This is a genomic window from Paenibacillus sp. FW101-FHT12H11, assembly GCF_058790355.1.
In genome coordinates, this window is record NZ_JBYTCO010000007.1 from 234,121 (window position 1) to 256,098 (window position 21,978).

The window sequence follows — 21,978 nt, forward strand, 5'->3', positions numbered from 1 at the left end:
TACATAATGTATCTTGTGCTTGAAGAAATATATGTAGTGACTGGAGGAAGAAACTTGAAGAAAAGGTTAAATTGCATATCCAACAAGATTCAAACGATCGTATCTTCTGCCTTGATTGCCAGCATGGTTTTAACATTCACAGCAACCTTGAAGGATGGCGGAGCTACGGCATCTGAGGATGTGACGGTTCAAGAGACCACTTCTTTTAAAAACCCGATCGTTGCTGTTTCCAACAGCAGCGGCGGTTCAGCCGACCCAAGCATTGTATTTAGAGATGGTTACTACTACTATGTAAAATCCAACAGAGATGCATCCATCTCGATTTCGAAGGCGAAAAGATTGCAGGATATCGGCTCTGTCCCCAGAGTGACTGTTTATTCGCCGCCAAGCGGCCAAGCCTATTCCAAGGAACTGTGGGCGCCTGAGCTTCAATACCTGGATGGCAAGTGGTACATCTACTTTGCTGCTGATGACGGGGCGAATGAAAATCACAGGATGTATGTACTGGAAGGGAACTCACAGGATCCGCAAGGATCCTATACGTTGAAAGGGAAAATTTCGGACAGCACCAACAAATGGGCAATTGACGGAACCGTTCTGGTTAAGGATGACAACTCCAAATATTTCGTATGGTCGGGTTGGGAAGGCGATGTCAATGTGAAGCAAAGCATTTATATCGCTCCAATGAGCAATCCTTGGACGATCAGCGGTCCGAGAGTTCAAATCTCTACGCCGGACCAAGATTGGGAGCGTAAAGGTACGCCTTATATCAACGAAGGACCGGAGATTTTGAAGAAAAACGGTAAAATATTTGTGGTTTATTCGGCAAGCGGCAGTTGGACGGACGATTATACGCTTGGGATGTTAAGCAACACGGATGGCAATGTATTGAATCCTGCTTCCTGGAGCAAATCCGGCCCTGTTTTCAGCAAAGTACCTACCGCTTACGGTCCAGGCCATAATACGTTTACCACTTCTCCAGACGGAAAAGAGGACTGGATTGTCTATCACGCCGATCAATTCTCAGGTGGAAGCTGGGGAAATCGCAGTATCCGGGCGCAAAAATTCACGTGGAATGAGGATGGTACCCCGAATTTCGGAACACCTGCCGCTTACGGCGCTTCTTTGGATGAGCCCTCAGGTACTCCGAGTGTAACAAGATACAAATATGAAGCTGAAAGCGCTTTTATCAGCGGCACAGCGGCTATCACTTCATCCGATAATGCATCGGGAGATAAAGTTATCGGTCATTTGGATCAGCCTGGAAAAGATTATGTAGAGTTCACAGTTGACGTTAAGGAAGCGGGCGAGTACTCACTCCTTGCCATGGCTGACAACGGAACTGCCGGAGGTGCTTCTGCGCAGCAAGAAGTTTCCGTAAATGGCGGTGTAGGCCAGTCGATCACTTATAAAAACTTTGGCTGGAAAGGATTTAATCCCGTATCGATGGATGTTAGCCTGAATGCCGGGATCAACAAGATCCGTTTTACCAGCAAACTGAATTTCGCTCAACTGGATTACATCGTTCTTGAGCCACTAGAGAAGAGTAACGTTTCAGCGCCGGCTGATAGTATTGCACTGGATAATCAAACAATGTCATTGGCGGTTGGAGAATCTGCATCCTTAATTGCGTCAGTGAAACCGATGGTAGGAACAAACAAGAACGTCGTCGTAACTTCATCAGCGCCTGAAGTGGCGACGGTGACCCAGGACAGCAAGGATACAGCTACAGGAAGCACGATGCTGACGGTAAAGGGACTGAAGGCGGGCAGCGCAACAATTCGAGTTGCAAGTGCCGATACTGGCGCAGTCATTAGTGAATGCAACGTCACTGTCCGTCAAACGCCTGGAGAACCGGACTTATCGAAGTTCACCGTTGATTCCTTTGATAGCGAGGTGCTCGACCCGGCATGGTCCATTTTCCAGGAAAGCAAAGGCAATTGGAGCTTGACTCAAACGCCGGGTTCAATGACGATTCACACGACGCCCACGGATGTTTATCAGGATAACAATAGTCAAAACAATGTATTCTTGAGAAATGTACCCGTGAACGGCGATTTTGAAATTGTCACGAAAGTTACGGCACCTGTTACGTTAAATCACCAGCAAGGCGGTCTGTTCGTCTGGCAGGATGCGGATAATTTCGTAAAGCTCGGGCATGTATATGCGAATGGAAAAATTATTGAAACCGCTTATGAACTTGGCGGCAGTTATAAGAAACCAGGCAATGAGGCGGCTCATCCTGGTGGCGATACACTGACACTCAAAATCAAGAAGATGGGGAATGTATATACGACCTATTATTGGGATGGATATGTGTGGATACAGGCGTCGAACCCCGTCACTGCGAATTTGAAAAATATTAAAGTCGGTTTCTACGCTAACAATATCGTTGCTACAAACAATCGGATTGATGCCCGATTCGACTATTTCGCTGTCAGATCGATTCTAGGCGGAGTTGATCTTGATCAGAAGAAACTGACACTTGAAACAGGGAAGACAGCTCAGCTTCACAACGTGGGAGCCAGCGGAGATGAAGTGACTTGGGTTTCCAGCAATCCGGAGATCGCTACGGTCAGCAGCAGTGGATTAATCACGGCATTAGCGCCAGGCAGAGCGGTCATTGAAGCGGTATCGACGAGCGGTGATTTCCGTTCGCAAGCAACAGTCACCGTTCCGAATTCCGCCCCAGTGCCGGAGGTCTTGTACACGAACGACTTTAGCGGTACATCAGCGGAAGGATGGTTTACGTACGAAGGAAATTGGACCGTGTCGAACGGGCAATATGCGGTTAACAGCGGTCCCGGCTATAAAGCGGTGCTTAACAGCAAAAGCTTCACAGACTTCGTGCTTGAGGGCGATGTGCAAATAACGAGCGGGAACGAAGCTGGGTTTATTTTCAGAGCATCGAATGTTGCGAGTGGGGCCGATAATTTAGACGGATATTACGTAGGCATTAACGCTTCCGCACAATCGGCCGTTCTCGGCCATATGTCGAAAGGCCAGTGGCAAGAGCTTGCTTCTAAAAAGCTGCCGATTCTGGTAAATGAGCGATACCATATTAAGGTCGTTGCGAACGAAGATCACATTCAGGTTTACGTAAATGATAATCCTCTTAATGTCAACGGATATCCGAAATTCGACTTGTTGGATACATCACATATGGCGACCGGAGCAATCGGATTGCGCACATGGAATGCCGATGCCAATTTCGACAATATCAAAGTATCTTCGTACCGTGATCCGATAACGGGGCCAACTTATACCAATTCGGTGCTGCCAAACATTGCGGATCCATTCGTACTGCAGCATGACGGCAAATATTATCTGTACGGGACGAATACGGATCCCAATAAAACGTCATTGGGATTCAAGGTATATACTTCAACGGATTTGGTGACTTGGTCGGAACAAAATGAACTAGCGTTAAAGCAGTCCGACTCTTGGGGGACTAGCGGTTTCTGGGCACCGGAGGTCGTGGAAAGGGACGGAACTTTCTACATGTACTATGTAGTCAACGAGCGGCTTGCGGTTGCAACAAGCAGTTCTCCATTAGGGCCGTTCGTTCAAGACGTCAAGCAACCGATGCATCTGAATACGCCGGAAATCGATGCGCATATTTTTAAAGACGATAATGGCAAAAGGTACATTTACTTCGTCAGATTCAATCAAGGCAATGAAATGTGGATGGCCGAGTTGAATGACGATATGAAGAGCATGAAGGAAGATACGGTGCAATTCGTGTTCCGGGCCACTCAAGAATGGGAACGCAGCCAAAAGCAGCCGGTTGCAAGTATAAACGAGGGTCCGTTTATGATTAAGCATAAGGGAACCTACTACTTGACCTATTCCGGCAACCATTTCGAAAGCCCGGATTATGGCGTGGGTTATGCCACGGCTCCGACGCCAACGGGACCTTGGACGAAATACACGTATAATCCGATTATGAAATCCAACACGATTGTGCCCGGAGCGGGACATCATTCCTTAATCTACTCGCCGGACGGTACAGAATTGTTCATGGTGTACCATACTCATTACAAGGCAGGTACAACTGAACCACGCAAGCTTGCGATTGATCGTGTTCATTTTGTGCCGCAAGCCAGCGGTATCGATGCGATGGAAGTGTGGGGCCCGACGATTACTCCTCAGCTTAAGCCTTCGGCTGAGCAGGCGACAGAAGCGACGGCTACATTAAATGGAGCGAACAGCGTGCAAGCCGGACAGCCCTTCGAACTGTTGTACGGCCTCGACCATCTTAGTGTTACACAAAGCATATATGCACAAGACATTACGGTCACGTTCGATCCTGCACAAATAGAGTTTGTTGATGCAGAGCCTGTTCAGAAGGGACTAACTATCGCCGGTAAAAACGTAATGGCCGGGCGCGTGCGCATCCTGCTGGCAAGTATAGGAGCAGAAAATGCCGTTCAAACTAACGGCGATCAGCTGACGCTTCATTTTAAAGCGAAATCTTCCTCTCAACCGGCCGTAATCGGGCTAGCTAATGTGGTGATTTCCAATGGGCTAGGGGAAGAAACCGCACTTGGCAATGTGTTCAAGAGCGTAGAAATCCAAACAGGTGATCGAGCTAATCTTAGCGCCGCTATAGCATCAGCCCAAGCGAAGTATGATAACTCAGCGGAAGGAACAGAAGTGAATCAATATCCATTAGGATCCAAGGCCGTATTGCTGTCCGCGATCGAGAAAGCAAAATCGGTGCTGAACAACCTAAATGCTTCCCAACAACAGATCGATCAAGCAGCAATAGAGCTTAACCTGGCGCTTCAAGCGTTCATCGATTCGGTCAACACAGCGCATTCCACGGATGTCAACAGCGATGGACACGTTACAATCGGCGATCTGGCTATCGTGGCTGCTGCATATGGAAAAACCTTCAATGATCCAAATTGGAGCGAGTACAAAAAGGCAGATATGAATGGTGACGGGACAGTTGATATTAAAGACTTGGCCGAGGTAGCTCGGATGATCTTGAATTAAAGTAAAAAGGCGTGCAATGGGATAACCCATTTGCACGCCTTTTTACAATTTATAAAGAGATTAACCCTGTACGCGTGAGGCATTCGGAGATAGCGCCGAGCATGACTGGATAAATAGGAATAACGATGTTAATAGGACCAAGTTCAAACAATCCGCTTCTGTTATGGACTGTTGCTCCTTGCACATAAATACGGAAGTGATCGGAGCCCGGAGATAAATGCGTAGTCTCCTGATTACCAGATCGAGCATTGACAAAAGATATGGCTTTCGTTGAAGAAATCTCATAGGGAACAATACTGATGATTTTCTCCAATTTAAAATAATAATTCATATGTGGCTTGTGAAGAATCAGTTCTTTGGTCGTGATGGTTAAGCCATAATCCTTCTTCTTATGAGACATCTTCAAGTCGCCTTCCAGCGATTTTATCTGAATAAAATCTGAACTCATGGCAATGCCCTCCTTCACGAGTCATGATGATCGCTTGTCTTAACAGAATAACACAGATCATCATCCTTGTTAAATGGAGGGACTTGGTTTCTATTTTTGCTGGAAAAGGATCGAGCATTGTGTCCCCTGGTTTAAAACGCTGCTGAAGGAAATTTTCCCGTTCATCATTTTGATGATACTCATAACGACGACAAGCCCAAGTCCGGTTCCTTGTTCTTTGGTTGTATAAAACGGCATTCCTAGTGAATCTAATTGTGACTTGCTCATCCCAACCCCTGTATCGGTAATGGAAATTTGAACACCGTCCGGCAGCTTGCAGGTGCGCAGTACAATGTGACCACCATCGGGCATGGACTCAATGGCATTTTTGACCAAATTCATCAAACACTGCCGAAGCTTCTTGGACTCACCCAGGATGAACAGGGGGTCATCGGTTTCATGAATAATTTCGATGTTAACCCGATGATCGCTAGCCAGTGGAGTAATGAATCGAAGCGTGGCTTCCAATTCCTCCTTAATATCCAGCTGCTCCTGCAACCCGTTGGAAGGCTTGGCATAGTTCAAATAGTCATTGATGATGGTATTCGCCTGGTCTACACCGGATAGCGCTAGCTCAATATATCTCTTCTGATCATGGAGTGGCAGCTCCTTCTGATCTAACAACTGCAGGAACCCCCGAATGGAGGTTAATGGATTGCGAATTTCATGAGAGATCGTAGCAGCCAATTGACCAATCATGCGGTCTTTCTCAATAGCAATAATGCGTTGTCTATGTAATTCATGTTTCTTCATATGGAAAATTAAAAAAGTAATGAGCAGTAGTGAAATAAAAGTAAACAATATGGTGTATAGAACATACATAGAAAAGTAAGATTGTATGTAAGACGCAAGCAGTGCATACAATACTTCGTACACAACCAGTAAGGCCAATGCGTATGTTAATTTGTACTTAAGATTAAGCTGATTAACTTTTTTTCTAATATAATAACTGCCAAGCAAGATAAAAGCGCTGCTTAGCAATGCTGGCTGCCAATAGTAATGAAGCACGAAGATACAGCCTATATTAAAACTGATCCAAGTCATTGCAGCAGGAATAAATCCAGCAAACAGAATGACCGTTGTTAAACTCAAAGGGAGAAAGTGAAGCGAATAGATGAAGGGATCAATATCTTCATAATTCCAATAAAAGATAAGTAGAATGATGAGCAGGATACCAAATAACAGTTTGCGGTGCTGCTCTTTGTAGATGAATAAAGGTGTGAGAACCTGATGGATTAATGTAGCGCTCATGAGGTAGAAGAGACCATGCAGTTCATGGGAAATGATTGAATGGAGCAAACGATTGCCATCCTTTCCATGTGTACGACATTATCTTAGCTATTTCTACATTATCTCACAGAATTAGACCTTATCAAGAGAAAGGGTCCATTTTGGATGCTAAAGATTTGCTAAAGATTTAATAAAGACTTATGGTGTTTACGCTATTAAGCGCTGTATAATAGGAGTTAACATCAATGCAAGCGTTTACAAATTCATGGGATTTGAAAACGAGGAGAGATGAGGATGCGGGCGTGCTCACAGGTTTGCGGTGTTGTCTTTAATCCGATTGACGAAGATTATTTGAACGTTTGTGACGAGTGTGAGCATGTCGGGAAGCTTGAATCTGAAACAGAGAGTGAGAGGCTAGAAGAAACAAGTTACTATTTGGGAAAATGCGGCCTTATTATCGATTATTTGCTCTAAAAAGGCTTTGTCTAAAAAAAGGTTGATTAGCAGCAATTTCTTGTTACAATGTAAGTAGATTTACTATTCATACTATTTATTCTTTATGCTGTTCATTTTTGAAAGGAGACCTTGCATGGTAACTTTACCTAAATTGAACGATCTCGGATTTTTCGAGATAAGACTGGAATCCATCGGCGGTCTCGGCGCTAATCTAGCTGGCAAAATGCTGGCGGAAGCGGGCGTAGTCGGGGTGGGATTGAACGGGGTTAGTTTTTCTTCTTATGGTTCGGAGAAGAAAGGATCGGCAGTGAAAGCGCACATCAGGTTTTGTGACATGGATACGAAAATACGGGATACTTCGCCTGTAGAACGACCGCATGTTGTAGGTGTTTTTCACGAATCGCTTTCCAAAACTGTAAACGTTATCAGTGGCATTTATGAAGACAGTACAGTATTAGTAAACTCAACGAAAACGCCTGATGAACTCAAGGAAAAGATGAAGCTAAGAGGCGGCACGATTGCGGTTATCGATGCCATCGGCATTTCGTTGGAGGAGAAAAATCGTGTAAACATGGCGATGCTTGGCGCCTTGTTCCGGTTATGTGATTTCCTTGATCCGGATGTTATGAGAGGTGTTATTCGGAAATCATTAGAGAAGAAGTATCCGCAGGCTGTTGCACCAGCCTTACGAACGTTCGACCGCGGATACAACGAAGTTAAGTTCCAAACGTATGCGCTTCCAGAAGGGGAGACAATGCCTGATTTCGTGCGCTTCGATACCCCGGTACTCGGATACGAAACGCAGACGATCGGCGGAGTAATTTCTAATCCTGGGAACAGCATTCTAAAGGATTTAAGCATTTCACGCGCGGGCATGATGCCGCATTTCCATGAAGATAAATGCATTCACTGTGCTTCTTGCGATAACGCTTGCCCGGATTTCTGTTTTGTGTGGGATGAGCTCCCTGACAAAAAAGGGCGTCCGCAGATGTTTTTGCAGGGCATTGATTATCAATACTGTAAAGGTTGCCTTAAATGTGTACAGGCTTGTCCGACCGAAGCGCTCACTGATGAGCGGGAAGAAGACGGTTATGCCGATATTCACCGTATGCCACATCGCTTCAATCTAGCTATAAACTCTTAGAGAGTATTTATGGGAGAAGGGTGGAACTACTCGTTATGTCCATTGATATTAAGAAGGAATTAGGGCAGGCCAAGGTTGAACAACGCATTGTATATGAGTCAGGCAACGAGATGGCGGCTTATGCAGCCCATCAAATCAATTATCACATTATGGGATATTTTCCGATTTCTCCATCGACGGAAGTGGCCCAATTCCTGGATCTGATGAAGTCCAACGGACAACATGATATTGTGCTCATTCCGGCAGACGGAGAGCATGGATCTGCAGGTATATGTTATGGAGCCTCAACTGCTGGCGGCCGCGTATTTAACGCGACTAGCGCCAACGGTTATTTGTATATGTTGGAACAAATGCCGGTGCAGTCCGGCACACGCTTTCCCATGGTGATGAACTTGGTATGTAGATCTGTCTCCGGTCCCTTGAACATCCACGGGGATCATTCGGATCTGTATTATGCCTTAAATACGGGATGGCCGATTGTGATGTGCCGTGATCCGCAAGCGGTTTACGATATGAATATTCTCGCTTTGAAATTGGCTGAAGATCCAGCGGTGCGCTTGCCGGTTCTGGTAGCCTCGGACGGGTACTTCACGTCCCACCAGAAACGCAGAGTGCAAACGTTCGCAAATCGTGAAGACGTGCATGCATTTATCGGCGAGAAGCCGCAAGGTTTCCCTGATACGTTAGATCGGAATAACCCGATCACGGTTGGCCCTTATATGAATGAACCGGATTACATTAATAACTGTTACCAGCAATCTATGGCGATGTACAATGCCGAAGAGGTGTATGATCGCATTCGGCAGGAATATGCCGAATTGACAGGCCGTGACTATCCGATTCTTGAGCTGTATCGGATGGAGGACGCGGAAGTCGCGGTGTTCCTGATGAATTCGGCTTCCGAAATCATCAAGGACGTCGTCGACCAACTCCGCGAAAAGGGCATTAAAGCCGGATCCATCGCACCGAATATGATCCGTCCTTTCCCTGCCAAGCAAATTGCCGAAGCTTTGCAGCATGTGAAGGCGATCACGGTCGGCGATCGCGCGGATTCCTATGGCGGCCATGGCGGCAATATGGTCAACGAAATTAAAGCGGCGCTGTTCACGCACGGGAACAGAGATACGCTTGTCATAAGCCGAATATACGGCTTAGGTGGCAAGGACTTTTATGCCGAAGACGGGCATAACCTGTTCCAATTTGCCATTGACGCTGTGCAAAACGGCAAGGTGGAAGTGCCCTTCGATTACTACGGCCACACGCCAGGTGATCCGGCGAAAGCGCCGAAGCGGGTACTGACACCGATGAAATATGAGGATTTGAAGACGGGGCTCATTACTGTAACACCGGATGAGGCTTCCGGCAAGCTGAATGTTCGGATCCCGCCACTGCGCGCTCTAACCAAGAAACCGAAGCGGATTGCTCCAGGCCATGGCGCCTGTCCGGGCTGCGGCATTTTCTCGGGCTTAGAGCTGTTCTTCAAGGGAATCGAAGGCGATATCGTTTCGATCTTCCACACAGGCTGTGCGATGGTTGTCACGACAGGTTACCCATACTCGGCTCATAAAGCGACGTATATTCATAACCTGTTCCAGAACGGCGCCGCAACGCTGTCAGGGGTTGTGGAGATGTTCTGGGAGCGCAAGCGCCGTGGAGAACTCGATCATTTGGGATTGAAGGACGATTTCACCTTCGTCATGATTACAGGCGATGGCGGCATGGATATCGGCATGGGGCCGGCCATTGGCGCTGCGCTGCGCAATCATAAAATGATTATCCTCGAGTATGATAACGAGGGTTATATGAATACAGGCGCGCAGCTGTCCTATTCAACGCCGATGGGGCATCGCACGTCGACATCGAACGTTGGGAAGCACCAAGGCGGGAAAGTGTTCCACCATAAAGATACGGCGCAAATTATGGCGGCTACGCATATCCCATATGTCTTCACAGGATCAGAAGCGTATCCGCAAGATCTCGTGAAAAAGGCGGCGAAAGCACAATGGTACGCTCAGAATGAGGGCCTTGTGTATGGGAAGATCCTGATTGCTTGCCCGCTCAACTGGCTGTCTGACGACCAGGAGGGATCCAACATTGTAGGCGCTGCGGTAGATTCCTGTTTCTTCCCGCTGTATGAAGTAGAACACGGCATTACGAGCATCACGTATAACCCCGAAGATAAAAACAAGAAAATTCCTTTATCGGATTGGCTTAAGACGATGGGGAAAACGAAACATATGACGAAGCCGGAATATGAGGGCTCGCTCAAATCTTTCGAAGTCGAAGTTGAACGCCGGTGGAATCGTTTAAAAGCAAAACACGAGAACGCTTATTTGTAATAGCAATCATATGAACGAGGCACGTTCACCCTGTTGCGGTGAATGTGCCTTTTTAATGGAGGAAGATCAAATGCCGTATGTATTACAAAATAAAAACACTGAGCAGCTCTTCACCTGTATGCTGGTCAATCATTACGGATTGGCTTACTATGGTGTGAAATTTTGGCCGGAGCAGGAGGAGGCGAATGAGCTTTCACGGGAATTTCTCCTTTCCATAACGGGAGTTGTACCGGAAGATTGGCAGGTGATCGAGCTTGAAGAAGGGGAAATGAAACTCTGCAACGTGAAATTGAAAAATGACCCTAACCTCTCGATCTGTTGGCTTCCAACAAGAAAATCCGAAGTTCAAAAATTGGAAAATTAAACCTTGCCGTCAATAGGTATGCAGCCATGCGACGTTTACATAAAAACGACAAAAATCGCAACCTTTCGCCTATATTCGCTCTTCAGCCCATGAAACTATAATAAGGATATGTAAGTAAAATATGACATCATGAAGTGAGGTTGAGGCGATGAAAAAATGGTCGTTGGTTGTTAGCTTGATTGTTTTGGCGCTTACTTTTGTTTTACCGGCAGCGATTTCAGCAAATGCAGGTGCTTCGACGAAAGCACAGATCGTATCTGGGGTAAGTTTTCGAGATCAGCCGAGCACGTCAAGCAATGTGATCCGCTTGCTGAAAACGAATGAAATCGTCACGGTAACGGATTATGTGACAACCAATTGGTACAAAGTCAAGGATGCTCAAGGCGTGAGCGGCTATGTATCGACAAACAGCAAGTACATAAAAATTGTCAGCAATGCAGCAATCATTTATGGCGTTAACTTTCGTACGCTTCCTTCATCAGATAGTGGCTCCAAAGTGATTCGCATGCTTAATAAAGGTGAAGAAGTTTTAATTACGGATAAGATTAATGACAGCTGGTACAAAATTGTGGATGCGAACGGGACAAGCGGCTACGTAAGCACAGGCAGCAAATATATGGTCACTGATTTCTCCGTGATCGTTCCGAATAGGCCACTTGCGGATGAGATTGAAGCGGTGATTTCAGCAGGCAATGCTTACTTAGGCACACCTTATGAGTTTGGTTCCGTTCGAAATGATCCTACTACGTTTGACTGCTCTGATTTCGTACAAACGATGTTCTGGGATGCGCTTCGCCTCTCGGTTCCAAGTGATTCCGCTGCACAAGGCACTTTCGTGCGATCTTTAGGTCCTGTTAGTACGGATTGGACGAAATTAAAGCGTGGAGATTTGATGTTCTTCAGCTCCTATAAAGGAAGCAAACCTTCTGATTACGATGGTGTCGATCCGTTCAAAGAGCCGATTACCCATGTAGGGCTTTACCTGGGGAATGGAACTATCCTGCATACGTACTCCGTTGAATCCGGCGGTGTTCGTGTCGATACGATCGATGGCAAGCAATGGGAGAACCGCTTTTTGTATGGCGGAAGTGTTTTACGATAAGTGATGGTTCGATCATTGGAGTTTTGCTATATACTATAGATAGGGGCGGATGCAGCTGGCCAGCATCCGCTTCTTCCTGATTCTAAGGAGAAAGGAAGAACCTTATCTTTGAAACCTTCGAGAGCAAATCACCCACTGGAATTTCGGAACACGACGGAAAGAGGACTGAACTTGGATACGGTTCATGAGAGGATCCTGCATTTCATGCGTCTTGAGCCGGCAGGTACCTACAAGTTTATCATTGGAACGGATTGTCAGGTGCACTCAGGCCACACCAAATTCATCACAGGTGTAGTGATTCAGCGGCTTGGAAAAGGAGCGTGGGCATGCTATCGTCAAGTGATTGTCCATCGGGCTTTGCATTCCATTAAGGAAAAGCTTTCGATGGAAACGGCACTCAGTGAAGAGATCGCGACGTACTTTGACGAGGCTAAACGAGAGGATATGGAAAATATTGTTCTTCCTCATCTGTACCAAGGAGCCTCTTTCGATATGTACATCCATATTGATGCAGGTGATGATGAGAATAAGAACAGGACGGCCAAATACGTCCAAGAGATGGTGCGGCGGGTAGAGTCTGTCGGCATGGTGCCTGTCATTAAACCGGATTGTTATGTGGCATCGGCTTATGCGAACAGGTTCTCTAAGAAACCTTATCTTCCCTTGTATGAAGATCGTGAGGTAAAGGATGGCAGTTTATAAGAGAAGATTGAACCGTTAGTTCTAGATGATCTCTGCGATCATTTGAGCTGGCGGTTTTTTGTTCTCTCAACTTAATCTCCAGGTTAAAATGTCCAGTGAAAAAAGGGTTTTCAAAGCTTATTAGCGAAATAAATGCTGACACACCCTTAGAGAGAGGAGACGGATAAGTTATGAGCAAAACATTTATCATAGAAGCCGTTATGCTCGCTGTGCATGGCCAATTAATGCTGCCAGGCCAGCCGGTTACCTATATAATCCCTTATACAAGCATTCAAGAGTTATATGAATTACAAGCAGGCAGCGAGCCGATCATGCTGGAGGAAGAGGATGACGGTTTCGTCAAACAAATGATTGGCGAGTTGATCGCCTTCTTCGAAGAATCATTTAATAAGAAAAAAATTGAAAAAGCACTTGTTGCACCATGGCGGAAAAGCCCGCCGCTGCCGATCAATGAGCACGTCACCTTAATGGTTGTGTTAGCCATCGATACAGAGGCTTATGGTGAGCATTTTGATCCGATTGAAACGGAGTTAATCCTCAGTTCAATGAAGGAGCAAGCCCCCATTTTAACAGATCAGTTTGATCTGATCGAGAGGCTGATTCAAGCCGAAATTCCTGTTCAAGCGTTTGATGTAGAAGACTTCGAATTCGCGGTGGAAGGCGACAATCAAGTTTAGTGAAAGGAGCTGGTGAATACAATTATGCGAGTTAAAGATTTTGAGGAGCAATTGGCCTTATTGCCTGCATACTGGTTTCCTGGTCAAAATTGGACGATCCGTGTAGGTGCGGGCGGCATGAATAATACAACAAGATTTGTTGATGTAGGAGGCACTTCCTATGTACTGCGGTTGTACGAAACTCATCGCGATATCGATAAAATTATTTTTGAGCATCGCATTCTGCTTGCTTTGAACAAACGAAAAAATCAACTACCTTACCGAATTCCAGTGCCGATCGAACTGCCGGACGGTGGAACGGTTGTACAGCTGGATGATAGCCAAGGAAAACTCGCGGCTTTATTCACCTATACGGACGGGATAAATCCCACGTGGGTGAATGCTCAACAATTGCTACATTATGGAGAGGCTGTTGGTCAGTTATCTGCTGTTTTGGGAACGATAGCTGTCGATTTGAAGCCTGTTTACCCACCTTACTACGAGATTGAAAATATTCATCCCCGCTGCACGCCGGATGCGATCCGCGAATTCTGTCTGCATCCACCGGAACCGTTTTTCGCGCAGCGTGAGGAGCTCCTATATATTTTTGAACGATTTTCCGCGTTATATCAAGCGATTCCCTCCTTGCGTAAACTGCCTCATCAACTTGTGCATGGCGATATTAACGGTTCCAACATGCTGGTGGATGAGGAAGGTCACATTACCTCCGTTCTGGACTTTGAATTTATTACGCGCGATCTTCGGGTTATGGAAATTGCGGTCTGCTTGTCCGATTTGATTGATCCTGCGCTGCCGAAAGCGGAGTTGAAGCGAAATTGTGACGCATTCTATCAAGGCTACCAACAATTCGCCCAGTTAAAAGAAGCGGAAATTCAAGTGCTGCCGTTATTGATTGAGCTGCGGAGGCTGGATGTATTTATTCACTTCCTGGGACGATATGCGGATGGTGTTGATCCGCAAGGTGTGCTGATTGATATTATCCAGAATACATTTGATAAGACAAAATGGCTGCAGGAGCATAGCATGGAACTTGTACGTTCTATACAAAATAAGCAATTAGACTAGAGGAACTGTACAACCGTAAGCATCATTGCGGGAATACCTTATAGTACCAAAGGAAAAGGTGGTGCTGGTGGTATGCCAAAAGGTGCTTATCTGGGAAATGTACGTGCAATACCAAATTGCGGCCGTTTTTGTACGAATGTCTGTACACGTTTGTTTGTAGTTGGCCGGAATCAATGTATCGCAGACTGTTTACGCTGTGCGGGAATTCGAGGAACTGCGAAGTCGAAAGCGCTGCTTATGAACAAAGAGGTCTATAAACCAAAAGGCAAAGGGAAATGCGGTTGTGGTTGCGGTAAATGCAAGTAAGTCCTGAAACTGTCGAGGCGACTCGGCAGTTTTTTTGTTGCCGGGAACGAGTCTGAGAGAGCCTACTAACCTAAAGGTAAGTAAGACACGTTTTTTTCAGTTCTTTTTTTGTTGCCAGCGTTCGCCTATACTGTACTAAGAAACCAAACTTTGGTGAAACTTTAATAGATACTTACAACGTAAGCTTTCTATGGACATTTTGAAGGAGGACTCACATGGTTTATCAAGCAAGCTCAACACGTTATGCAGAAATGAAATATAATCGTTCCGGAAAATCCGGACTTAAACTGCCAGCGATTTCATTAGGTCTATGGCATAATTTCGGGGGATTGGATATTCACGAGAATGGACGAGCTATGCTGCTTCGTTCTTTTGACTTGGGGATTACACACTTCGATTTGGCTAATAACTACGGCCCGCCTCCAGGTTCGGCTGAAGAAATGTTCGGCAAAGTATTGAAAAGCGATCTTGGCGCATACCGGGATGAGATGATCATCTCCACAAAAGCTGGTTACCACATGTGGGAAGGACCATACGGGGAGTGGGGTTCCAAGAAGAATCTAATTTCTTCCCTGGATCAAAGCTTGAAACGCATGGGCCTTGATTATGTAGACATTTTCTACTCACACAGACCTGATCCGAACACGCCTTTCGAAGAAACAATGGGCGCACTTGATCAAATTGTTCGTCAAGGTAAAGCTTTGTACGTTGGTCTTTCCAACTACACGGCTGAACAAACGAGAGAAGCGGTGACCATTCTGAAAGGGCTTGGCACTCCTCTGCTGATCCACCAACCTTCTTACAGCATGCTGAACCGTTGGATCGAAGGTGGCCTGCAGGATGTGCTGGATGAATTCGGCGTGGGCAGCATCGCGTTCTGTCCGCTTGCTCAAGGCTTGCTGACGAATAAATATGTGAGCGGAGTACCAAGTGATTCACGCGCAGGCGGGAAAAGCCAATTCCTGAACACGAAGGACATTACAGAAGAGAAGTTGAATCAAATTATTCAGTTGAACGAGCTGGCTGCTAGCCGTGGACAAAGTTTGGCGCAAATGTCGCTGGCTTGGGTGCTGCGCGGCGGACGTGTTACTTCAGCGTTGATCGGCGCAAGCCGTGTATCCCAGATCGAAGAAAACGTTGCAGCTTTGAAAAACCTGGAGTTCGCTCCGGAAGAGCTGGAACAAATTGAAAAAATCCTGAAGTAAGCTTCAGGATTCCAATCGTTTATCAATCGCTTCGGACATGGTCCGGTCGGTCAGATGCGCGTAAATTTGCGTCGTTTCCGGCGAAGCGTGTCCAAGCTGCTCTTGTGTTTTGTATAAATCGTTCTGCAAGTAGTAATCTGTAGCGAATGAATGCCGCAGCTTATGAACGGACAGATAAGGTTTGCCAAAACGCTTCGCATATTTGATAACGAGTTCTTGTATGGCACGTTTGGTCATACGAACGCCTTCTTTTTTGCCATTCGCAATGGCAAGGAAGAGGGCTTTTTCTTTTTTTAGCGGCTTATATTGGGTCTGCCGAATAGCTAGATAATCCGTTAGCGCCTCAATGGCATCCTGACGGAAGTAGACAGGCGTTTTGAACGTATCATCATTTTTACCTTTGCGGTAGACATGCGTTAACTTCTTCTTCAGATCGATATCATCGACATTCAGATTAAACACTTCGGATACGCGCAAACCGGAATTCAAAATTAAAGTAATGATGCATATATCTCTAATTTTGTTACGTTCATAAGAGTAGATAGCCTGCTTGTTGGATGCCACATCATGCTCGTACCCATTCTGGACATAGTCGATGAACTGGGCAATTTCCTCTTCCTGCAGCAGCTTCCCTTCGAGCTTGGCGGCACTATCCTTGGGCCTGTGAGACCGCTTAATTTCCACTTTAGCCATGACATTTCGCTTCAGCAGCGGGTAGAAATTCTCATCTTCGGCAATTTGGCTTAAATAATGGAACAGGGATCGAAGTGCGGAAAGCTTCCGGTTCACCGTCGTCTTGACATTCGCATGTTCTCTCCGAACAGCAAGGAACATCCGGAAATTATCGACGCTGTCCATATGTAATACCTCTAAATCTTCGATAGGCACTTGATTGATTGATGGCGCCGTGCTTAATCCTTCGGCCAGCATCCAGGATAAGAAAATTTCGTAATCGCGCACGTACTCCAGCAAAGAGGAGGGTGAGAGATCAGGCAGCTTATAATTAATAAATTTCTCTATATACCAGGGCATGGTGGGGATTCTTTTCTCTAACTCTTGGCGGTCTTTGACTTTAATAATGTTCATAGGCTCTAGTCACCTCTTTAACGTATGCATGTTGTAAGTATAGCAGTGAGGGAGGGAAATTGGTAGAAGAAGGATGGCTCTGAGGCTTCACACCCTATGTTATGATAGCTAGATCCAAACTTTATGACGCACTTATACGTCCTACCTCATAGAAGACACATAATACGCGCGTATTAAAAGGAGCGTTTTTACACTCATGAGCCTACAACCCAATCTGGAGAAATTGTTAATTACCTGTATAACGGAACATAAAGATCACGTTTACCGTTTGGCATACAGTTATGTGAAAAATCAGGAAGACGCGCTTGATATTGTTCAAGAAGCGATCCATAAAGCGTTTGCCTCGGCGGTATCGCTGAAAAATACAGCGTCGATGAAGAGTTGGTTTTATCGTATTGTTGTGAACACTTCGCTGGATTTCTTACGGAAGCACAAAAACATGCAGGTCGTGGACGAAACGATGCTGGAAGCCATGGACTCTGGCAGTGAAGACGTGTATGCCAATTTGGATCTGGAGACAGCGCTGGATGAACTGCCAACTATGTATCGCAGCGTGATTACCCTTAGATATTTTGAGGATTTGAAAATCGACGAAATTGCCGAAGTGCTGAGCGAAAATATTTCAACGATCAAAACCCGATTATATCAAGCCCTGCGGCTGCTCCGTATTCGTATGACCGATGACAATCCAGAGGAGGCACTCTAAGATGGATAGGAAATTAGAAGAAATGAAACAACAATATATGGATGTCCCGATTCCCAAAGAGCTTGATTCTATCGTATCGAAAGCCATCCAACGTCATACGAAGAAAAAGAGAAGTCTCAAATGGTTGACAGCTGCTGCTGCCGCGGCGATTATTTTTGTCGCTGGTATCAACACAAGTCCATCTTTTGCTCATGCATTGTCGGAAGTGCCGCTGGTGGGGAATTTGATCAAGGTGCTCACGTTTAAAGAATATATGTTTAAAGACCAGACTTATGAAGCCAAATTGGAAGTGCCAGTGATTACGGACATGAAAAATAAGGAACTTCAGGAATCGCTGAATCAAAAATATCAGGAAGAAGCGAAAAAGCAGTATCAAGATTTCATGGTGGAAATGGATAGCATGAAAGCAGCTGGCAGCGGAGGGCATTTGGGCGTAAATAGCGGTTATGTCGTGAAGACCGATAACGATCGCATTTTGTCTGTGGGAAGATACGTGGTAAACATGGTGGGATCATCGTCGACCACGTTTCAATTCGACACGATTGATAAGAAGAAAGAGATTCTCATTACGCTGCCCAGCTTGTTCAAGGATGAGCGTTATATCGAGGTGATCAGCGAGAATATTAAGTCGCAAATGACGGAGCAGATGAAATCGGATCAGGGAAAAGTATATTGGGTGGATGGCTCTCCGGCACCGGTACAGATGAGCGAAATCTTCAAGTCTATAAAAAAAGATCAAAACTTTTACATTAATTCGGACGGTCAACTTGTGATTTCGTTTCAAAAGTATGAGGTTGCGCCAGGTTATATGGGCGTTCCTGAATTCATCATTCCAACTGGTGTGATATCCGATCTTCTGGTCAGCAAAGAGGAATATCTTCGATAATTCAAGCTGCTATGGATGAGAGGAATAAGATCGGCTCATTTTACTAAAATTAATCGTGTATGGAAAATTCGAGCTGGGGGTTCTTTTATGTCACAACAAAATCAACAAGGTCAAGATGACAATAACCAAAACATTGAACAAATTAAACAGTTTGCCCAAAAGGCGGAGCAAGCTGCTGAACAAACCCTGCAGGTAGCTCAAGAGCTTCACTCCCAGGCTACCGCGGCTGCACTCTCGGAGGCGGAGCAGGAGATTCAGCAGCTGCAGTCTCAAATAAAGGATGCACAGGAGAAATCGGCTACCCTCAAAAAGGAGCTTGATTCCCTTGAACAATCTGGGAATTAATTGAAAAAAGGTATTGTCTGTACATGACATGGTGTGTTAAGATGTGGAAAATAAACGGAAGGGCTTCTAGGGATCCGAATCCACACGGATGGCGAACCAAGCGAAGCCGACACGGATGAAGACGTGTTACACCGTAAGGGATAAAAGACCTTCGGAAAGTTCCGCCTGCATAGGCGAAACGGACCGAGAGGTCTTTTTTGCTTTAGTGAATGAAAGGACGGTGGCCCTGATGGAGTCGATACGTGTTCAGCAGTTAGGGAAGTCATTTCGAATGAAGAAGAAAGAAGAGGGATTCATCGGCAGTGTTAAGGCGCTCATTAGGCCGCAATACACCGAGAAAGTAGCCGTTGAAGGCATTACGTTCTCTGCTGCTAGAGGAGAAACGCTAGCCTTCCTCGGCCCGAACGGAGCGGGGAAGTCAACGACGATCAAGATGCTGACCGGGATCCTGCATCCCTCCACGGGTGAGGCGGAAGTACTGGGCTGTTGTCCTTGGAAGGAGCGAAACAAGCTTAGTTATCAGATCGGCTCTGTGTTCGGCCAAAAATCGCAGCTCTGGTACCATCTGCCGCCGATCGATACCTTTGAGCTGATGAGCCGTATTTATGAGCTGCGGCGAAGTGATTATATCAAGCGGCGTGACGACCTGATCGAGCGGTTCGAGCTTGGTCCCTACTTGCAGACCACCGTTCGTAAGCTGTCTCTAGGCGAGAGGATGCGCTGTGAAATCGCAGCTTCCTTGCTGCACCGTCCCCAAGTGCTCTTCCTGGATGAACCGACGATCGGATTAGACGTGGTTGTGAAGCAGCGTATCCGAGAGCTCATTCTGGAGTTGAAGCGGGAAGAGGGGACAACGATCTTCCTAACCTCTCACGATGCCGGCGACATCGAACGGCTATGCGATAGAGCCATTGTGATCAATCATGGACGAATTGTGTTCGATGATCGCGTTCAAGTGATGAAGCAGCGCTTCATGACTCACAAGACAGTACGCCTTGTGCTGGAGGACGAACCAGGCGAGATGGAACTCGAAGGCGTGGCGTTGCTGGAAAAAAACGGCGTGGGGCTCTCCCTCTCGGTGGATACGGGGCGAACAACGATTGAAACAGCCTTATCTCAGATTATGGCGGCTCACCGAATTGTTGACGTCACAGTAGAAGACCCGCCTATGGAGGATATCATTACTCGCATGTACGGGGACTATGGCAAGGGAGGGACGGAACATGAACTCCTGGAGCAAATCGGTTAAGTATGTTTTTATCGGCAAAATCACACTGCGTAACCAATTTGCCTATATGATTGATTTTCTTATTCGATCGATTTTTTTGCTTTTGATCTTATATATTTTCCTTCAGTTGTGGCAGACGACGTTCCATGGGGAAGGCACAGATACCATTGCCGGTTATAGTTTTAAACAAATTATGTGGTATCTGGTCATTACGGAATCGATGATTTTGGCTAGTCCCAGCTTGTGCACGCGGGTTGAAGAAGAAGTGAAAAGCGGCGACATCGTGTTTAAATTCGTTCGTCCGGTCAATTTTGTCGTGTTCCACTTTGTCGAATACATGAGCGAAGCAGCCATACGTTTTATCGTAAACGCATTTCTTGGTACCATTTTGGGGCTATTAATCATTGGGCCGCCGCATTTCGGCTATGGGTTGTTATGGCTTCCGCTTATTGCGCTTTGCGGTTTCACGGTCAATTTTTTACTGAACATGGTATTAGCCCTTTGCGCTTTCTGGGTGGAAGAGACTCGGGGATTGGAATTTGTGTACAATAAATTTCTATTTACCATCGGCGGCATGCTGATGCCTCTTGAGCTATTCCCTGATGCGCTGCAGCAGGTAGGCCGCTGGCTCCCCTTTCAAACGATTGTTTATCTCCCAGCCAAAACAACGGTGGCTTTCGATGCCTCCAATTTGGGCGGAACGATTTGCACACAGCTGATTTGGATGCTGGTGATCGGTGTTATCGTCTTTCTCGTGTATCGGAAAGGAGTGACAAAACTCAATGTTAACGGTGGATAGCAAACGTTTGCCAACAATCAGCGAATACGGGCAGCCCGGGAAGTTTAAGCGATTACTTCGATTTGTTCTAGCATGCTGGAAGCTCAATCTGGCGGGAGCCATGGAATTTCGCTTGAGTTTTCTGCTTACCGCCGGCATGATGATCATTAATAATGTGGTTTGGATCGTATTCTGGGGGATTTATTTTGGCCGATTCCATGTGTTGAATGGATGGGAGATGCAGGATGTGATGATGCTGTGGGCCGTAGCAGCCGGAGGTTTCGGGGTGATGGCCACATTCTTTGGCAATGCGACCCGGATATCGAATCTGATTGCGACCGGACAGCTTGATATTTATTTAACACAGCCAAAGCCCGTACTGCTGCATGTTCTCATTAGCCGGATGTCGGTTAGCGCCATTGGTGATGTCTTATTTGCCCTATTGATTTACGCCGCTTTTGGAGATAAGTCAGGGTTTGGTTTACTTAAATTCACACTGGCGATGGTATTGTCGACGCTGATTTTTATATTTTTCACGGTCATTGTAAATTGTCTTGCTTTCTGGTTGGGCAGCACGGAGGGACTTAGTTTGCAGTTGTATAATGCACTTTTAACTTTTACAACGTATCCGACCAGCATTTTTAAAGGTTTAGGTAAAATTGTTCTATTCACCGTGCTGCCAGCGGGATTTATTAGTTACTTGCCGATTGGATTGTTACGCGATATCGATCTGCCGTTTATTTTAGCTGCCATTGGTATTGCTCTATTCCTTTGCGTTGTCGCCATAAGCCTATTTCATGGAGGGTTAAGAAGGTATTCATCCGGTAACATGATGGGACTGAGACGTTAGAAAGCATAGCATGCTTATGAG

The 21,978-nt window shown here is 46.0% G+C and carries 19 protein-coding genes; 16 read left to right on the top strand and 3 right to left on the bottom strand.

What is annotated here, in order from left to right; translation table 11 throughout:
• Positions 1-54: 54 nt before the first annotated feature.
• Positions 55-5,001, top strand: a complete 4,947-nt coding sequence (locus AC3WTJ_RS23580; protein ID WP_492523881.1) for a family 43 glycosylhydrolase — start codon at positions 55-57, stop codon at positions 4,999-5,001.
• A gap of 49 nt (positions 5,002-5,050) precedes the next feature.
• On the opposite strand, the gene AC3WTJ_RS23585 is transcribed toward AC3WTJ_RS23580, so the two are convergent.
• On the bottom strand, positions 5,051-5,449 hold the full coding sequence (locus AC3WTJ_RS23585) for a hypothetical protein (protein WP_492523882.1): 399 nt from the start codon (positions 5,447-5,449) through the stop codon (positions 5,051-5,053).
• Positions 5,450-5,539: 90 nt separating this feature from the next.
• Positions 5,540-6,787, bottom strand: a complete 1,248-nt coding sequence (locus tag AC3WTJ_RS23590; RefSeq protein WP_492523883.1) for an ATP-binding protein — start codon at positions 6,785-6,787, stop codon at positions 5,540-5,542.
• A gap of 225 nt (positions 6,788-7,012) precedes the next feature.
• Between AC3WTJ_RS23590 and AC3WTJ_RS23595 the strand changes: the two genes are divergently transcribed.
• The 9 genes from AC3WTJ_RS23595 (at position 7,013) to mgrA (ending at position 16,078) form a co-directional block, all read left to right on the top strand.
• On the top strand, positions 7,013-7,192 hold the full coding sequence (locus tag AC3WTJ_RS23595; protein ID WP_157321118.1) for a hypothetical protein: 180 nt from the start codon (positions 7,013-7,015) through the stop codon (positions 7,190-7,192).
• 115 nt (positions 7,193-7,307) lie between these two features.
• On the top strand, positions 7,308-8,318 hold the full coding sequence (locus AC3WTJ_RS23600) for a 2-oxoacid:acceptor oxidoreductase family protein (protein WP_127450910.1): 1,011 nt from the start codon (positions 7,308-7,310) through the stop codon (positions 8,316-8,318).
• A gap of 35 nt (positions 8,319-8,353) precedes the next feature.
• Complete coding sequence (locus AC3WTJ_RS23605; RefSeq protein ID WP_127450909.1) at positions 8,354-10,657, top strand: thiamine pyrophosphate-dependent enzyme; 2,304 nt, start codon at positions 8,354-8,356, stop codon at positions 10,655-10,657.
• Between the two features lie 70 nt (positions 10,658-10,727).
• Positions 10,728-11,021, top strand: a complete 294-nt coding sequence (locus tag AC3WTJ_RS23610) for a hypothetical protein (RefSeq protein ID WP_492523884.1) — start codon at positions 10,728-10,730, stop codon at positions 11,019-11,021.
• 148 nt (positions 11,022-11,169) lie between these two features.
• Positions 11,170-12,123, top strand: coding sequence for a C40 family peptidase (locus AC3WTJ_RS23615; protein ID WP_492523885.1), 954 nt, complete (start codon positions 11,170-11,172; stop codon positions 12,121-12,123).
• A gap of 108 nt (positions 12,124-12,231) precedes the next feature.
• Positions 12,232-12,825 carry a ribonuclease H-like YkuK family protein gene (locus AC3WTJ_RS23620; protein WP_246239259.1) on the top strand — a complete coding sequence of 198 codons (594 nt, stop codon included), beginning with the start codon at positions 12,232-12,234 and terminating at the stop codon, positions 12,823-12,825.
• 170 nt (positions 12,826-12,995) lie between these two features.
• Complete coding sequence (locus AC3WTJ_RS23625; protein WP_492523886.1) at positions 12,996-13,502, top strand: ADP-heptose synthase; 507 nt, start codon at positions 12,996-12,998, stop codon at positions 13,500-13,502.
• A gap of 24 nt (positions 13,503-13,526) precedes the next feature.
• Positions 13,527-14,567 carry a phosphotransferase enzyme family protein gene (locus AC3WTJ_RS23630; protein WP_492523887.1) on the top strand — a complete coding sequence of 347 codons (1,041 nt, stop codon included), beginning with the start codon at positions 13,527-13,529 and terminating at the stop codon, positions 14,565-14,567.
• Positions 14,568-15,088: 521 nt separating this feature from the next.
• Positions 15,089-16,078, top strand: a complete 990-nt coding sequence (mgrA, locus tag AC3WTJ_RS23635; RefSeq protein ID WP_407867700.1) for an L-glyceraldehyde 3-phosphate reductase — start codon at positions 15,089-15,091, stop codon at positions 16,076-16,078.
• A 3-nt stretch (positions 16,079-16,081) separates the two neighbouring features.
• Here mgrA and xerS read toward each other — a convergent pair whose 3' ends face one another.
• The gene (gene xerS, locus AC3WTJ_RS23640) at positions 16,082-17,164 is read right to left on the bottom strand and encodes a tyrosine recombinase XerS (RefSeq protein ID WP_492523888.1); all 1,083 of its coding nucleotides are present in this window, start codon (positions 17,162-17,164) and stop codon (positions 16,082-16,084) included.
• Positions 17,165-17,360: 196 nt separating this feature from the next.
• Between xerS and sigV the strand changes: the two genes are divergently transcribed.
• From sigV to AC3WTJ_RS23670, 6 genes are all read left to right on the top strand, one after another.
• Entirely contained in the window at positions 17,361-17,870 is a 510-nt protein-coding gene (gene sigV, locus AC3WTJ_RS23645) for an RNA polymerase sigma factor SigV (RefSeq protein ID WP_492523889.1), read from the top strand.
• 1 nt (position 17,871) lies between these two features.
• Positions 17,872-18,756: an anti-sigma-V factor RsiV gene (gene rsiV, locus AC3WTJ_RS23650; RefSeq protein WP_492523890.1), complete on the top strand. Its 885-nt coding sequence runs from the start codon at positions 17,872-17,874 to the stop codon at positions 18,754-18,756.
• 87 nt (positions 18,757-18,843) lie between these two features.
• Positions 18,844-19,101, top strand: a complete 258-nt coding sequence (locus AC3WTJ_RS23655; protein ID WP_492523891.1) for a hypothetical protein — start codon at positions 18,844-18,846, stop codon at positions 19,099-19,101.
• Positions 19,102-19,330: 229 nt separating this feature from the next.
• Positions 19,331-20,350, top strand: coding sequence for an ABC transporter ATP-binding protein (locus tag AC3WTJ_RS23660; protein ID WP_492523892.1), 1,020 nt, complete (start codon positions 19,331-19,333; stop codon positions 20,348-20,350).
• Positions 20,325-21,128 (top strand): ABC transporter permease, encoded by an 804-nt coding sequence (locus AC3WTJ_RS23665; RefSeq protein WP_492523893.1) that lies wholly within the window; start codon positions 20,325-20,327, stop codon positions 21,126-21,128. Before AC3WTJ_RS23660 ends, AC3WTJ_RS23665 begins: the two co-directional genes overlap by 26 nt.
• Positions 21,112-21,957 carry an ABC transporter permease gene (locus tag AC3WTJ_RS23670; RefSeq protein ID WP_492523894.1) on the top strand — a complete coding sequence of 282 codons (846 nt, stop codon included), beginning with the start codon at positions 21,112-21,114 and terminating at the stop codon, positions 21,955-21,957. The genes AC3WTJ_RS23665 and AC3WTJ_RS23670 overlap by 17 nt, the downstream gene beginning before the upstream one ends.
• Positions 21,958-21,978: the final 21 nt, after the last annotated feature.